Origin of the sequence: Blautia parvula (assembly GCF_020215665.1) — a bacterium.
Lineage (GTDB): Bacteria > Bacillota > Clostridia > Lachnospirales > Lachnospiraceae > Blautia > Blautia celeris.
In genome coordinates this window covers 3209802-3225635 of sequence record NZ_CP084061.1, presented here as the reverse complement: position 1 = coordinate 3225635, position 15834 = coordinate 3209802, and the positions used below count along the sequence as shown (strand labels likewise).

Below are 15834 nucleotides of genomic sequence, written 5' to 3'. Positions count from 1 at the left end.
GCTGGCGATTCCCGGTGAGACTGATAAAAACCGGGAGAAAAAATCAAGGAGAGGAAAACAATGAAACAACACGAAAGTGAAAAGAAAATCTTGTGGTACAGCCTTGCATTTATGGCATTCTCCACGGTGTGGGGATTCGGAAATGTGATCAACGGATTCTCAGAGTACGGCGGATTAAAGGCAATCATATCCTGGGTGATCATATTTGCCATTTACTTTGTGCCATACGCACTGATGGTAGGTGAACTGGGCAGTGCCTTCAAGGACGCAGGCGGCGGTGTCAGTTCCTGGATTCTGGAAACCATAAGCCCAAGGATGGCTTATATGGCGGGATGGACTTACTGGATCGTCCATATGCCTTATATTTCCCAGAAGCCCAGTGCATCTTTTATTGCAGCGAGCTGGGCAATCTTTAGGGACAACCGGATCAGCTCCATGAACACCAGGGTACTGCAGGTACTCTGTCTGGTATTGTTCCTGTTTGCCGTTTGGGTGGCATCCAAAGGAATCAATGTGCTGAAAAAGCTTTCCACACTGGCAGGCTCCACCATGTTCATTATGTCCCTGCTGTTTGTGGTCATGATGCTTGCAGCTCCGGCTATCACCCATGCAAATGTACTGGATATAGATTGGTCTGTGAAGACCTTTATGCCGTCCTTTGATGCGAAATTCTTATTAAACCTGTCCATTCTGGTATTTGCCGTGGGCGGATGTGAGAAAATTTCTCCATATGTAAATAAGACGAAAAATCCCGCAAAGGATTTCTCAAAGGGCATGATCGCCCTGGCTGTTATGGTTGCTGTCTGCGCTATGCTGGGAACCATTGCCATGGGCATGATGTTTGACTCCAACAACATTCCGGAAGACCTTATGACAAACGGTGCTTACTATGCATTCCAGACACTGGGAGAGTATTACGGACTGGGCAATTTCTTCGTGGTGGTCTATGCAATCTGTAACCTGATCGGTCAGTTTACGGTTATGATCATTTCCATCGACGCGCCTCTTCGTATGCTGCTTGACAATGCGGATGACAACTTCATCCCTGCATCCATGTTCAAACAGAACGAACACGGCACATACACCAACGGCCATAAGCTGGTCATGATCATTGTTTCTATTCTGATCATTGTTCCGGCAATCGGCATCGGCAGCGTGGATACACTGGTACGCTGGCTGGTAAAGGTGAATTCCGTGTGTATGCCTCTGCGTTATCTGTGGGTATTCGTGGCATATATTGCGCTGAAAAAAGCAGGGGAGAGATTCCCGGCACAGTACCGTTTTGTGAAGAACAAAACGCTTGGCGTTGTTCTGGGAGCGTGGTGTTTCCTGTTTACCGCGTTTGCGTGTGTTCTGGGTATTTACTCTGAGGATACCTTCCAGTTCGTACTGAATATTGTGACTCCTTTCGTATTGATCGGACTGGGATTCATTATGCCTCAGATCGCAAAACGTTCCAAAGCAAAGAATCAGGCATAAGTAAAAGAAGCGTCTGGCTGCCAAAAGCGGCTGGGCGTTTGTTGTATGAAAATTCCTGTTGGCAGAACAGCGCCGGACAGGTACAATAGAAGAAAAAGCCCTCATTGGCGGGCAGAACTACAGGAGGAAAAATTAATGTACAGAGAGACTGCAGAACAGCTTCTTGCATTTATTGAAAAAAGCCCAAGCTGTTTTCATGCTATTAAAAATATGAAGGAGATTCTTTCGGCAGACGGATTCGCAGAGCTGAAAGAGGAAGAGAAATGGGAGATCGAAAAGGGCGGCAGATATTTTGTCACCAGAAATGACTCCTCCATCGTGGCATTCACCATACCGGAAACCGGATTTACCGGATACCGCATCATGGCCAGCCACAGCGATTCCCCTACTTTTAAGATCAAGGAAAATCCGGAGATGGAAGTGGATAATAAGTATGTGAAGCTGAATGTGGAGCGTTACGGCGGTATGCTCTGCGCCCCCTGGTTTGACCGTCCGCTCTCCGTAGCGGGAAGGGTGATCGTGAAAGAAGGGGATAGCTTTGTCACAAAGCTTGTGGATGTGGACAGGGACCTGCTGATGATCCCCAATCTGGCAATCCATATGAACAGGGAAGTCAATGACGGATATAAATATAACGCCCAGGTGGATATGCTTCCGCTGTACGGTGATATCTCTTCAAAAGATACCTTTATGAAGACCATCGCAAAGGCTGCAGGAGTGAAGGAAGAGGACATTTTAGGACATGACATTTTCCTGTACAACCGTGTTAAGGGCAGTATCTGGGGCGCAAATGAGGAGTTTGTATCCTCCTCACGCCTGGATGATCTGCAGTGCGCATTTTCCTCTCTTCAGGGATTTTTAAAGGGGGAGAAAAAGGAGTACGTGGCAGTACACTGTGTGCTTGACAATGAGGAAGTGGGAAGCGGAACAAAGCAGGGTGCTGCATCCACATTCCTGTATGATACACTGGTGCGTGTGAATGAGTGCCTGGGGCTGTCTTATGAGGAGTATTTAAGAGGACTTGCAAAGAGCTTCATGCTCTCCGCTGACAATGCCCATGCAGTACATCCGAATCACAAGGAGGTGGCAGACCCGGTGAACCGTCCTTATATGAACGAGGGTATTGTCATCAAACACAGCGCAAACCAGAAATACTGTACAGACGGCGTATCTGCTGCCATATTCAAGGATCTGTGCAGGGAGGCAGGTGTGCCTTTCCAGACATTTACAAACCGTTCCGACATTCTGGGAGGCTCCACACTTGGAAATATCTCCAATACAAAAGTGGCGCTTAACGCCGTGGATATCGGCCTTCCGCAGCTTGCCATGCATTCTCCTTACGAGACTGCCGGGGTTAAGGATACCTGTTATCTGATCCAGGCGGCTGAGAAGTTCTTTAAATAGTGTAACATGGGTGATAAGGGAAATATACTTCTGAGGTTTATTGGGGGTATGTTTCCCTTTTTTGTGTGTGGCGGGAAATTATGGTGGTTTTTGGAGGGGAGAATAGTGCTGGAAGTGGGGGAGGAGGGTATAATGATGGGTCAGTGTTTATCTGTAAATCAAGGACATTTTCAGTCTGAAATTGCCGGGATTACCTATAAAATATATATTTCAGTTAAGGTTTATCTGTAAAACAGAGGCGTACCAAGTCAGAAATCACCAGAATTACCTACAGAGTTTATATTTTAGTTAGGATTTATCTGTAAATCAAGGTCATTTTCAGGCTGAAATCACCAGAATTACCTACAGGGTATATATTTCAGTTAAGGTTTATCTGTAAAACAGAGGCGTATCATGTCAAAAATCACCCAAATTACCTACAGGGTATATATTTCGGTTAAGACTTATCTGTAATAGAAGGCCAATCAACATCTTATTCTAATATATCAAGGCACTTCTACAATCATAAAAGGTTCGGAAACCATATCTTCCTATGAGTTTTCAAAAAGACCTTTGCATTCTTGATACCACCCATGTATGATAGATATATAGTAAAGTTTTCCAGTCAAAACTCCGCCAAAAGCTGGGAGTCTGGACGAGAAATCAGAATTGATCGGAATCCTGTGCGGAGAGAAAAGAACTTAAGGCCTTTTTTGGCAGGAAGATTCCCACCTGAAGAAAGTTCTGTGGGAATCAGAACTGCAGCGGAAAAAGGTTTTAAATAATGCAAAACTATATAAGCGGAGGTGTCAAAATGGAAATTAAAGCATGGACCTATGAGGAGTATCCAGGGTATTCAGAGGAAGTACCCGGAGCAGTGCGATTGAAGACAACAGGAGATGAAGTGGGGGTTCGTTACCTGCACGATGTGGAATATGCCAGAGTTGACGATGTACCCCTGCATCTGCAGATCCTGCTGCCTTTTATCAGGAATGAGCCGGATAAAATTTACCCGTGCATGGTATTTATCCAAGGATCTGCATGGATGGAGCAGGATGTCTGGATGCAGTGTGCCATGTTGTCCGGACTGGCCAAGAAGGGGTATGTGATAGCGGTTGTCCAATACCGGCATTCCGGCCTTGCACCTTTCCCGGCACAGATTCAGGATGCAAGAAACGCAATTCGTTATATGAGGGTTCACGCTTCCGAGTACCATGCAGACCCGGATGGAATTGTGGTCGGCGGTGATTCATCCGGGGGACATACATCCATGTTCTGCGGAATCGCAAGGGAAGGCGGGGAACTGGATGCCAGCCTGTTTCCGGGAGTCTCAGCGGAGGTAAAAGGCATACTTAATTATTATGGCTCTGTCAGCATGATGTACGAGGAAGGTTTTCCATCTACAGTCAATCATCATATGGAGGACAGCCCGGAAGGATTGCTGATGGGAAAAGTAAATCTGAAAGAGCACCCGGAACTATGCAGAAAAGGTTCCGTGGAATGCTGGATCACACCGGAGCTGGATATGGCTCCAACCATGATCGTTCACGGCACAAAGGACAGAACGATTCATACATACCAGAGCGTGCAGCTCTATGAAAAAATGAAAGCATGTGGTAAAGATGTCCGTTTATATCTGCTGGAAGGAGCAGACCATGGCGGCGCTGAATACTGGACAGAGGAAATGTGCAGTCTGGCACATGAGTTCATACAGTATTGTCTGAACCGCTGCTGATATCCTGACCATTAGGTGCAGAACTGGCATGATATGGCATGAGATGCATTTTTTCACCTTTTACATGAAATCCAAATCCAAGATTGTTCCCCGAATCCGTGACCGCACCGCAGTCCTCAGAACCTTTCAGGCGAAAGCCTGCTTTCTTCAGTGAGGATAGAAAATAGTCCAGCCGGAAATTCATACAGAAACATTCCGGATACTGGCTCAGCAGAAGGCGCATGGATTTGGGGGCATTTTCAAAGTAGAAATAAGTACCTATCAAGTCTGCGTGAGCGGTAAGATAAGGGGCAATCCTTTCAAATAAAAAAGTATCATGATAAAAGTTATGTTCGTTGGCTGCAAAGAAGTCGAGATGTACGTCTATGCAGTTTTTTTTCAGAGGAAAACGGGTGCTGGAATCCGCAAGATACAGGATATCCAGCTCTGGTTTCTGACGTTCTATCAGATGCTTGTACATGAGAAGGGTTTCCGGATATTTGTCAATGACAATGTACAGGCTGTCAGTGGGCAGATATTCCAGATGATTGTGCATAAAAAACCAGGCATTGATATAAGTCTCCGCAATCACCTTTTCATGCAGGTCTGTTTCTTCAATCTGTTTCAACATCCAGTTATAGGAGCGCTGGAAGGTGCTGATCAGCGCAGGCGGCAGATCTTTGTATAGCTCGCGGGTAATATCCGGTGTATCCTGCAGGTTTTCGTTTTTGTTTGGTGTCATAAGGATACCGGAGGAGATATGGGCGCTGTAGCCGCAGGAACATGATAAGCTGCCTTTGTAAATAAAACGCTGATCCATTTTCACCTCAGAGAGAGAGAGGGACCCGCCGCAGAGGGGGCAGCACAGAAGCGGCAGGGCAGTAAGGGGGACACCGGTGCTGGCCCGTGGAGTGCTTTCGGATGCTTCTATGGTTTTGATATGCGAATCCAGACGTTCCAGTACCTGCTGTTTCCGCTCAATTTCTTTCATACAGAAGTCACGTTTTCCCTTGAAAATTTCTTTTAATTCTTCCATGTCCTGGGGGTCAGCCAGTCCTGAGATTCGTTTCAGGGACAGGATAACATGAATCTCCCGCAGCGAGAAATCCAGTTCTTTTAAACCCAGGATCCATTCCAGGTCCCTGACAGTCTGTTCGTCGAATACGTACTGGCCTTTGGGTTTGGGAGGGACCAAAAGCCCATAATTAATGTAATAATAGATGTTGTCCACTGAAATATGGTATTTTTCCGATACTTTTCCTATGCGCACAGTCCGGTTCCTCCTGAGAATCCATTTTTATGCCTACACTCTAGCATAAATCTGGAGTATACTCAAGGTTTATATCAGTTTTCGTAAAAATAGTATATTGACCTAAAGCAGACTCTATGATTTATTATGGTAGCACGATAAAGAAAAACGGGTAGAATTCATATAAAAAGTGAGGTATGGATGATGAAAATATTAAAAAAAGCTCAGGAGAGGACCGAGGAGGACAGAAAAGAGCTGTCCCGTATGGTACAGGAGATTATTGACAATGTACGGGGAAACGGGGATGAGGCGCTTAAGGAGTACAGCAGAAAGTTTGACCAGTGTGAGCGGGTTTCCATGCGCGTATCAAAAGAGGAGGTCCGGGAAGCTTATATGCAGCTTTCTCCCCAGGAGGTAGCTGACTTAAAAGCAGCGGCATCCAATATACAGGCATTTGCCAAAGCCCAGAGGGAGACGGTGAAGCCTCTTGAAAACTTCAGCCCTATGCCGGGAATCTTTCTGGGACACAGGATCATTCCCGTAAAATCCTGCTGTTGTTATGTGCCGGGAGGAAATTATCCCCTTTATTCCACAGCGCTTATGCTGATCATTCCGGCCAAGACTGCCGGCGTGGAGCGTGTGACTGCATGTTCGCCGGTCATGAAGGGAACCGGAAAGATTAATCCTAAGACCCTGGCTGCCATGGATATTGCAGGTGTGGATGAGATCTATGCAGTGGGCGGGGCCCAGGCGATCGCAGCTTTTTCCTATGGAACGGAAGAGATTGCCCCGGTGGATATGATCGTTGGGCCGGGCAACCGTTTCGTGACAGAGGCCAAGAGACAGTGTTATGGTCAGGTGGGAATTGACTTTGTAGCAGGTCCCAGTGAAGTTCTGGTGATCGCGGACGGCAGCGGAACGCCTGAGATCGTGGCTGCTGACCTGCTGGCACAGTCTGAACACGATGTCAATGCAAAGGGCATGGTGGTCACCACAGATGAGGCATTCGGAAAAGCCGTGATGGAGGCAGTGGAAAGAGAACTGGAACAGCTTGAAACTGCTGATATCGCCAGAAAATCCTGGGAGACATACGGTGAGGTAGTTGTGGTATCTGATCTTGATGAGGCTGTAAACCTTGTAAATGAATACGCTCCGGAGCATTTGGAGCTGAATGTGCAGAATCCTGATGCGTTGATTTCGGGACTCTGCAACTATGGTTCTCTTTTTATAGGAGAGAATACAGCGGAGGTGTTTGGGGATTATGCTTCCGGTACCAATCACACGCTGCCAACACTGAAAGCAGCCCGTTATACCGGTGGTGTGTGGGTGGGAACCTTCCTGAAAACATGTACCCAGCAGAGCATGACCCCGGAAGCCATGAGAAATATTGCGCCTCTTGTCTCCAGACTGGCTGACGGCGAGGGCTTGAAAGGGCACAGGCAGGCGGCTGACATCCGCTTCACAAGCCAAAAATAAAAGCAGGAATACGACATAACAGAGAGAGGGAGACTTCACAGTGAGTAATCAGAATACAAATACATTGAAAAGAACCTTCGGAATGAAGGAAGCTGTAACCATCACCGTTGGCACCGTGGTAGGTGTCGGTCTGTTCACTACAGGAGCTAATGTGGTGGGCGGCCTTGGTCCGGCCGTTATCCTGGCTACATTTGTTGCTATGCTTATCAGTATTTATCCGGCGCTACTGTATGCGGAGATGGGAGCTGCGCTCCCCTACGCTGGCGGCACATATCAGTATGCATCCCTGGGTATAGGAAAACCCATGGGTATGCTTGCCGGGTGGAATTTTATAATTTCCCTGGTAGCGGTTACCAGCGGGGAGGCACTGGCGTTTAGTTTTTATTTCAAAACATTTTTCTCTGCACTGGGCATTGAGCTGCCTGTGAGCGACCGTGTGGTTGCCACAGTGGTGGTAATTGCGTTCATTATCACCAACGTCCGCGGTGTGGAAATGACCGGAAAGCTTCAGAATGGATTCATGTTCTTTTTCTGGGGCGTAGCGATCATCTGGTTTTTGACCATGCTGCCGAACGTAAATATGCCTAATTTCGTTAAACTCCCTGATTTTATTGCCCAGTCCACTCCGCTTGGTTTTATCGCATCTGTCAGTATGATTTGGTGGTGCTTTGCGGGATTTGAGACCTGCTGCGCTATGGGGGAGGAGATCAAATATCCGCAGATCAATATTCCCCGTGCACTGTTTCTTGCGCCGTTTATTGTTTTTGCGGTAAATGCAGCGTTTCAGTGGTTCTTGGTTGGTATCGTTCCGACAGAACAGATCGCCACGCTGTCCACAGCAAGCGCGCCTTTTGCCGAAGCTATGAAAACAGCAGGTATCCTTGGTTTTCCGCTGATCCTTCTGGCAGCCGGAATTGCGTTCGGCGGAGATTTTTCAACTTTGAATGCCAGTATCGCCGTACCGCCCAGATATCTTTTCACCATGGCACGTGACGGCGCCATGCCGAAAATATTTGCAAAAGTACACCCGAAATACAAGACACCTTATATCTCAATCATTGTGCTTGGCCTGCTTTCTGCTTTTCTGATCGCGTCCAACTCTATGATCTACATAGCATCCGTGAGTCTGTTTGCAGATTTGTTTTATTATGTGATCGGCATTGCGGCATCCTTTGGGCTTCGCAGAAAGCATCCCGATTTAAAACGCCCCTTTAAGGCGCCGGGAATTATGATCGGGGCACCGCTCAGTGTTATCATTTATCTTATCATGATGACCCAGCTTGACCGGGAAGCACTGGTGACAGGTGTGATCTGGTGCATTCTCGGACTGATCATATATGCTGTCTGTCGGAAACGCTATCAGAGTGATGAGACAAAAGAGATGGACCGTATCATTATGGAAGAAGATATTCCGACACCACAGGAGAGACAGAAGATGGACAAGGAATTTAAGATTTGGAGAACCGTTGTGGCATGTGCTGTTGTCATAGCGATCGTGGCATATGTGATACCGTTTGTTGCTGTATAAGGACAGCAGGATGTCTGAAGGGCAGCCGGTTCGGATTAATATATAATCCGTGCCGGCTGTTTTGCGTATATGGAAAATAGAGACAAATTTGGCGGGTTTTGAACCGGCAGAATTTGTTGTATATCACGAAAACAGAATATATGTTCGATATACATTGAGGAAATTTGCAAAGTGTGATAAACTATGTTTATCGCAGGATGGCTGCCGGATAAAAGCAGTAAATGCACATTTTTGACTGGATAACTGCTGATACGGTGTAATTATTCAGTAGGTCTGCGCATTTACTGCGCTGACCGTAAGAAAACGTTTAGCAGCCGGGCAAAAACTTCATCGCCAAAGGCGATTTTGCATGGATTTTTGCTTGTAACTGTGAGGGTACTGAACAGTTACGATACGGTTTATAATATAAGTGGAAGGGTGGAATATATGACAATTGATGAAATATACACCGGTGAATCAAAAAATCTGGAATTTAAGCAGGAAGTGCCGGCCAGAAGTGAGCGATATATGAAAACAGTTGTTGCTTTTGCGAACACGGCAGGGGGCAGGCTGGTTTTCGGTGTGGAGGATGGGACGCACAGGATTATAGGAGTGCCGCAGGAAACGGTATTTGAGACCATGGACAGTCTCACCAATGCAATCTGTGACAGCTGTACGCCCATGATCATTCCCGATATTACCCTGCAGACCGTAGAAGACAAGACACTGATCGTTGTAGAGATTTATCCTGGAGGGCAGCGTCCCTATTATATCACTGCATTAGGAAAAGAGAACGGCACATATGTACGGATTTCAGGAACTTCACGGCCGGCGGACAGTTATTTGCTGAGGGAGCTGGAGTTTGAAGGAATGAACAGGTGTTTTGATCAGACATATGCGGCGCCGAGGCTGGCAGAGGAGGGACAAATCAGGGAACTGTGCAGTTCCATGAGGCAGTATGCGCTGAAAATGTGCAGCACGGAAAATGAAAGGGCAGCAGTGAAGAACGTGACAAGAAGCAATCTGTTGTCCTGGGGTATACTGACAGAGAAAGAGGGAAAAATACTGCCGACAAATGCGTTTGTACTGTTGACAGACAACAATTTTCTGCAGGCTAAAATACAGTGTGCCGTATTCAGAGGAACAACGAGAGGTGAGTTTCTGGAGAGACGTGAGTATACAGGGCCGATTTACAAACAAATAGACGAAGCCTACAATTTTGTGCTGCGCAATATCCGGTATGGGGCGAAATATAAAGGTTTGTACAGAGTGGATGACTATGAACTGCCGATTCTCTGTATTCGTGAGATTATTGCCAATGCGGTGACGCACAGAAGTTATCTGAACCCGGGATGCGTACAGGTTGCGTTGTATGATGATCGGCTGGAGGTCACATCTCCGGGTATGCTGTTTGGCGGACTGACACTTGCGCAGATGAGGGAGGGATATTCCAAGCCCAGAAACAGGGCGATTGCCAATGCTTTTACCTATATGAAAATAATGGAACAATGGGGCAGTGGTGTACCTAAAATGTTGAAGATGTGCAGGGAGTTTGGTGTGGAAGAGCCTGAATTTTCGGAAGAAGGTGTGGATTTTCGCGTAAATCTATACCGGGAGTCCGCACGGAATTCGTTTTTGGTTATGGAAGAACCGGCAGAATACAGAGCCGGAAAACAAATGGAGCAGGCAGGGCTGACGGTTGAAAACACTACCCAAACGGCCGGGAACACTACCCAAACGGCCGAAAATACTACCCAAATGATGGGAAACACTACCCAACCAATACGGAACACTACCCAATTAATTCCGAATGCTGCCAAAACAGCCGAAGATACAACCCAATCAATACCGGATACTACCCAAACACCCGAGGTGCGCATGTCAGCTTATGACAGACAGCTTCTGCAGGCAGTTAGAAAATATCCATATATATCCCAGAGGGAACTGGCAGCAGAGCTGTGCTGGAATACAGACCGAGTAAAATATTATATGAAGAAATGGAAGGACAAGGGCGGTCTGCGCCGCGTGGGAAGCACACACAAAGGATACTGGCAGGTGCTTATCCGGGTGGAGTGAAAGAGGTAAGATCAGCCGCAAAGCATAAATGCAGTGCGGCTGTCCTTTTACAATTTATCGTATACTTTGGCTTTGTTGTCAGTAGTTTTGAGCAGCAGATATTTGCGGATGAAGAAGATGATAGCTATGGATATGATTCCTATCAAAGTATCGATCATGTTGAGATGTTCCACGATCATCTGTCTGGCAATGGCAAACATGAGCACCTCCAGCAGGTTTTCCGCCGTATGTTTTGCCAGCATCTTTACAAATTCCACCCCGATGATCAGAGTCAGGATATTGCCGAGAAATTCAGTAAACTGGCTGGCTTTTATGCTGAGCAGGGGAATGCTTATGAAATTGTAGATCATGGGTATGATCAGAACTATGATCACCACCAGCATGATTGCTGACAGGGCAATTTCAGTGTAGCGGGAAATTGTGTAAATCAGTTCGTTCAGTTTGTTTTTCATACTTATCTCCGTTTCATTTGTACTATTGTTCTAAAAATTGTGATTAACACATTCTCGTCTTTTCCATTCTAACATAAAATACAGGGTGAGCAAGAAAAATCTGCAAAAAATAACGAAATTATCCCAAGAAAATCCCTGTACTTCATTGCTTTGACGTGATAAATATGTTAATATAGGAAGCACAGACAGTCCCCGCGGGAAAGGGCATATGTTTCCCTGAAACGGATAAGGGCTGGGAAATGAAGGGAAGAAAGTTATGATTTGGGCAAAAGAAGAGACATTATCCCGGGAGGAGATCAAGGAAATTCAGACTGCACGCCTCAGAGAGACGGTGGAGCGGGTCTATCATACAGTCGAGCCTTACCGGAAGAAAATGGATGAGGCGGGCCTGAAGCCGGAAGATATCAGAGGTCTTGAAGACTTACATAACCTGCCGTTTACAACAAAGCAGGACATGAGGGATAATTATCCGTTTGGGCTGTTCGCAGTGCCAAAGAAGGATTTGATTCGTATTCACGCATCAAGCGGAACAACAGGAAAGCCCACTGTGGTTGGGTATACCAGAAAGGATCTGGATGTCTGGTCAGAGTGCGTTTGTCGTATTGCGTGTATGGGCGGAGCGCAGCCTGACGAGATTGCGCAGATTTGTTTCGGATACGGTATGTTTACCGGAGCGCTTGGACTTCACTACGGACTGGAGAGGCTTGGGGCTGCTATTGTTCCCTCCTCAACAGGAAATACAGAGAAGCAGCTTATGTTTATGAAGGATTTCGGTACAACCCTGCTGATCGCAACACCTTCCTATGCGCTGCGCATTGCAGAGGTTGCGGAGCAGATGGGCATACACCCTCAGTGTGATCTGAGCATGAGGACAGCGCTGGTGGGAAGTGAGCTGATGACAGAAGCCATGCGCCAGGAGATGTACAAAGCCTGGGGCGATCATATGAATATTACACAGAATTACGGTATGAGCGAATTGATGGGACCCGGAGTCTCCGGAGAATGCCTGGAGTTAAACGGCATGCATATCAATGAGGACCATTTTATACCTGAAATCATTGATCCGAGAACAGGTGAGGTTCTCCCTCCGGGAGAGAAGGGGGAGCTGGTCATCACCTGTATATCCAAGGAAGCGCTGCCGCTTATCCGTTACCGCACCAAGGATATCACAAGGCTGATGTACGAGCCCTGTAAATGCGGCAGAACCACTGTGCGGATGGAGAATCTGCTTGGAAGAACAGATGATATGCTGAAAATCCGCGGGGTCAACGTATTCCCGAGTCAGATCGAGGAAGTGCTCCTGGGGATTGAGGAGTGCGGGCCGCACTATGAGATCGTGGTGGACAGAAAGAACCACAGCGATACCCTGGAAATCCGTGTGGAAGTCCTTTCTGATTATATGATGGACTCCTATGCAGCGCTCCAGGAGCTGGAGAAGAAGATTAAGTCCAAGATTCGTGTGGTTCTGGGACTGGATATAAAGGTTTCTCTGGTATCACCGAATTCTATACAACGTTTTGAGGGAAAAGCGAAACGTGTGATTGATTTAAGAAAGAATTAGTTTTACAATATCAGTAACGATTCCATTGACTGCATCGTTACCATAATTACAGAAAGAAGGTAGGAGACGTGGGCGAAAAGAAAATCATGCTTGGCAACGAAGCCATTGCAAGAGGTGCCTGGGAGGCAGGGGTAAAGGTTTCTGCAGCATATCCGGGAACACCAAGCACAGAGATCAGTGAGAACATTGTAAAATATAAGGAAATTTATGCAGAGTGGGCCCCCAATGAAAAAGTGGCAACAGAGGTGGCAATCGGTGCGTCCATCAGCGGTGTGCGTGCTCTGGCATCCATGAAGCATGTAGGTCTGAATGTGGCAGCAGATCCGCTCTATACAGCGGCATACACAGGTGTGACCGGCGGTCTGGTCCTGGTTGTGGCAGATGATCCCGGAATGTACAGTTCCCAGAATGAGCAGGATACCAGAGCGGTTGCAAGGGCAGCGCAGGTTCCGGTACTGGAGCCGTCAGATTCCCAGGATGCAAAAGATTTTGTAAAGCTGGCTTATGACATCAGTGAAAAATATGATACGCCGGTATTTGTAAGGACAACAACACGTCTGGCACATTCCCAGGGTATCGTGGAGCTGGAGGACAGAGTGGAGAGAGAAGACACTCCTTATGAGCGCAAGTTCCAGAAGTATGTCATGATGCCGGGCAATGCCATCAGACGCCATCCGGTTGTGGAAGAGAGAATGAAGAAGCTGGCCGAAGATGCCAACAGCCTGGAAATCAATAAAGCAGAGTATAATGACACGTCCATTGGTTTCATTACCAGCGGTATTCCGTATAATTATGTAAAGGAAGCAATGCCCAACGCCAGCGTACTGAAATTAGGTATGGTACATCCGCTGCCGAGAAAGCTCATTGAAGAATTTGCCTCTAAAGTTGATAAGCTTTACATATTTGAGGAACTGGAGCCTGTATTTGAGGAGCAGATCAAATCCTGGGGAATCCCATGTTCAGGAAAAGATGTATTTACTCTGCAGGGTGAATACAGTGCCAATATGATTCGCCGCAGAGTGCTGGGCGAGGAGATTGAGGCTGCAGCACCGGCGCCGGTACCGGCACGTCCGCCGATCCTCTGTCCGGGATGTCCGCACAGAAGCGTTTACTCTGTTCTGAAGAAAATGAAGATTCATGCAGCCGGTGATATCGGATGTTACACTCTGGGCGCAGTTGCTCCGCTGAGTGTTGTGGACACCACGATCTGTATGGGAGCATCCATCAGTTCCCTGCACGGTATGGAGAAGGCCAGAGGCAAAGAATATGTCAAGGACTGGGTGGCTGTCATCGGAGATTCCACTTTCATGCATACAGGTGTGAACTCCCTGATGAACATGGTTTACAACCAGGCTACCGGAACGGTTATTATTCTTGATAACTCCACCACAGGTATGACGGGCCACCAGGACCATGCCGCAACCGGCAAAACCCTGAAAGGCCAGGTGGTTCCGGCCATTGATATCTACAAACTCTGCAAAGCCATCGGTATTGAGCATGTCAATGTGGTGAATGCCTTTGATATTAAGGAACTGGAAAAGACGATCAGGGAGGAAGTGGCAAGAGATGCTGTATCCGTGATCATTGCCCAGGCACCATGCGCATTGTTAAAGACCAATGTATTTAAGACAAAATGCAGACCGGTTTCAGAGAAATGTAAAAAATGCGGGCTTTGTTTAAGACCGGGATGTCCGGCTCTTACCAAGAATGAAGATGGAACGATTTCCATTGATGATACCATGTGCAACGGCTGCGGACTCTGTAAACAGCTCTGTCCTGCTGATGCAATAGAGGAGGTAGAAGTGTAATGGCAACGAGAAATATTATGATAGTGGGAGTCGGCGGTCAGGGAACACTTCTCACCAGCCGTATTTTAGGAGGACTCGCCGTGGAAGGCGGTTATGATGTAAAGCTTTCCGAGGTACATGGAATGGCGCAGAGGGGCGGAAGTGTAGTTACCTTTGTCCGCTATGGAGAAAAAGTACAGGAGCCAATCGTGGAGGAAGGTCAGGCGGATGTTCTGATCGCGTTTGAAAGGCTGGAGGCACTGCGTTACCGTCAGTTCCTGAAAAAAGACGGTGTTATCATTGTCAACGACCAGAGAATTGACCCGATCACAGTTGTGACAGGCGTTGCGGAGTATCCGGAAGGAATCCTGGATACCCTTCGCGAGACCCACAAAGTCTACGCTGTGGATGCCATGAAGGTGGCAAAGGAACTGGGGAATCCCAAGGTGTTCAATGTCATTGTACTGGGTGTGGCTGCACAGCACATGGACTATTCAAAGGAAGAATGGCTCAATGTGATTGAAAAGACCGTTCCGCCTAAGACAGTGGAGATGAACAAAAAGGCATTTCTGACCGGTTATGAGTTGAAATAATTGCTGTATGGGGTCTAAAGACTAAAAGCAGCTAAAATTCCCTGTCTTCTTAAATGCAGAGGGCAGAGAAAGGATAGGTAGCATAAATGTTTATAGAACAATTATCCATATTTCTGGAGAATCGTCCGGGAAAGCTGAAGGGGATTGCGGATGCGCTCAAGGAGAAAAATATTAATATTATCTCCCTGGGACTTTCTGACACCACGGACTATGGTATTGCAAGGATGATTGTGTCTGATTCTGCCAGAGCCAAACAGGTACTGCTGGAAAAAGGGTATACGGCAGTGCTGACACCTGTGCTTGTAGTAGAACTGCAGCAGGAGGTAGGCGCGCTGAGCCAGATTCTGGATACCTTAAGTACAAAAGGGTTGAATCTGGAATATATGTATGCGCTGGTTACCGGCAAAGAGGGCGGTGCTATGGTTGTGAAAACCTCAGACCAGGCACGTACCTACCAGACATTAAAAGATGCGGGCATGAAAATGTTCTCGGAAGAAGAACTGAATGAACTGAAAAAATAAGAACTGGATACAGGAGAATTAAGAAGCGTCCGCTTT

The 15834-nt window shown here is 47.0% G+C and carries 12 protein-coding genes; 10 read left to right on the top strand and 2 right to left on the bottom strand.

The features are described 5' to 3' along the window. Positions 1-60 precede the first annotated feature (60 nt). The 3 genes from LC508_RS14880 to LC508_RS14870 all read left to right on the top strand — a co-directional run bounded on the left by LC508_RS14880 (position 61) and on the right by LC508_RS14870 (position 4597). Positions 61-1479 carry an APC family permease gene (locus tag LC508_RS14880; protein WP_103731106.1) on the top strand — a complete coding sequence of 473 codons (1419 nt, stop codon included), beginning with the start codon at positions 61-63 and terminating at the stop codon, positions 1477-1479. A 135-nt stretch (positions 1480-1614) separates the two neighbouring features. After that, positions 1615-2883 (top strand): M18 family aminopeptidase, encoded by a 1269-nt coding sequence (locus LC508_RS14875; protein ID WP_033141413.1) that lies wholly within the window; start codon positions 1615-1617, stop codon positions 2881-2883. Positions 2884-3676: 793 nt separating this feature from the next. Further along, entirely contained in the window at positions 3677-4597 is a 921-nt protein-coding gene (locus tag LC508_RS14870; protein WP_054351987.1) for an alpha/beta hydrolase, read from the top strand. On the opposite strand, the gene LC508_RS14865 is transcribed toward LC508_RS14870, so the two are convergent. Continuing rightward, positions 4569-5846 (bottom strand): MerR family transcriptional regulator, encoded by a 1278-nt coding sequence (locus LC508_RS14865; protein ID WP_158587225.1) that lies wholly within the window; start codon positions 5844-5846, stop codon positions 4569-4571. The genes LC508_RS14870 and LC508_RS14865 overlap by 29 nt on opposite strands. Positions 5847-6026: 180 nt before the next feature. On the opposite strand from LC508_RS14865, the gene hisD reads away from it, so the two are divergent. The 3 genes from hisD (at position 6027) to LC508_RS14850 (ending at position 10884) form a co-directional block, all read left to right on the top strand. Next, a complete protein-coding gene (gene hisD, locus LC508_RS14860) occupies positions 6027-7301 on the top strand; it encodes a histidinol dehydrogenase (RefSeq protein ID WP_330425160.1) in 1275 nt (424 codons plus the stop codon). A 40-nt stretch (positions 7302-7341) separates the two neighbouring features. Then, entirely contained in the window at positions 7342-8829 is a 1488-nt protein-coding gene (locus LC508_RS14855; protein ID WP_033141408.1) for an APC family permease, read from the top strand. 426 nt (positions 8830-9255) lie between these two features. After that, positions 9256-10884, top strand: a complete 1629-nt coding sequence (locus LC508_RS14850) for an ATP-binding protein (RefSeq protein WP_054352078.1) — start codon at positions 9256-9258, stop codon at positions 10882-10884. Between the two features lie 47 nt (positions 10885-10931). Here the strand turns inward: LC508_RS14850 and LC508_RS14845 are convergent, their stop codons facing one another. Beyond that, entirely contained in the window at positions 10932-11336 is a 405-nt protein-coding gene (locus LC508_RS14845; RefSeq protein WP_033141406.1) for a phosphate-starvation-inducible PsiE family protein, read from the bottom strand. Between the two features lie 256 nt (positions 11337-11592). Here LC508_RS14845 and LC508_RS14840 point away from each other — a divergent pair, with 256 nt between their 5' ends. The 4 genes from LC508_RS14840 to LC508_RS14825 all read left to right on the top strand — a co-directional run bounded on the left by LC508_RS14840 (position 11593) and on the right by LC508_RS14825 (position 15798). After that, positions 11593-12897: a phenylacetate--CoA ligase family protein gene (locus tag LC508_RS14840; protein WP_033141405.1), complete on the top strand. Its 1305-nt coding sequence runs from the start codon at positions 11593-11595 to the stop codon at positions 12895-12897. A gap of 68 nt (positions 12898-12965) precedes the next feature. Continuing rightward, positions 12966-14705 (top strand): indolepyruvate ferredoxin oxidoreductase subunit alpha, encoded by a 1740-nt coding sequence (gene iorA / locus LC508_RS14835; protein WP_033141404.1) that lies wholly within the window; start codon positions 12966-12968, stop codon positions 14703-14705. Continuing rightward, complete coding sequence (locus tag LC508_RS14830; protein WP_033141403.1) at positions 14705-15277, top strand: indolepyruvate oxidoreductase subunit beta; 573 nt, start codon at positions 14705-14707, stop codon at positions 15275-15277. The genes iorA and LC508_RS14830 overlap by 1 nt, the downstream gene beginning before the upstream one ends. An 86-nt stretch (positions 15278-15363) precedes the next feature. Then, the gene (locus LC508_RS14825) at positions 15364-15798 is read left to right on the top strand and encodes an amino acid-binding protein (protein WP_033141402.1); all 435 of its coding nucleotides are present in this window, start codon (positions 15364-15366) and stop codon (positions 15796-15798) included. Positions 15799-15834 lie beyond the last annotated feature (36 nt).

Excerpts from the sequence above, each read along its gene's own strand:
- LC508_RS14880 (WP_103731106.1), top strand. The coding sequence starts at position 61 with ATGAAACAACACGAAAGTGAAAAGAAAATCTTGTGGTACAGCCTTGCA.
- LC508_RS14875 (WP_033141413.1), top strand. The coding sequence starts at position 1,615 with ATGTACAGAGAGACTGCAGAACAGCTTCTTGCATTTATTGAAAAAAGC.
- LC508_RS14870 (WP_054351987.1), top strand. The coding sequence starts at position 3,677 with ATGGAAATTAAAGCATGGACCTATGAGGAGTATCCAGGGTATTCAGAG.
- hisD (WP_330425160.1), top strand. The coding sequence starts at position 6,027 with ATGATGAAAATATTAAAAAAAGCTCAGGAGAGGACCGAGGAGGACAGA.
- LC508_RS14850 (WP_054352078.1), top strand. The coding sequence starts at position 9,256 with ATGACAATTGATGAAATATACACCGGTGAATCAAAAAATCTGGAATTT.
- LC508_RS14845 (WP_033141406.1), bottom strand. The coding sequence starts at position 11,336 with ATGAAAAACAAACTGAACGAACTGATTTACACAATTTCCCGCTACACT.
- LC508_RS14840 (WP_033141405.1), top strand. The coding sequence starts at position 11,593 with ATGATTTGGGCAAAAGAAGAGACATTATCCCGGGAGGAGATCAAGGAA.
- LC508_RS14830 (WP_033141403.1), top strand. The coding sequence starts at position 14,705 with ATGGCAACGAGAAATATTATGATAGTGGGAGTCGGCGGTCAGGGAACA.
- LC508_RS14825 (WP_033141402.1), top strand. The coding sequence starts at position 15,364 with ATGTTTATAGAACAATTATCCATATTTCTGGAGAATCGTCCGGGAAAG.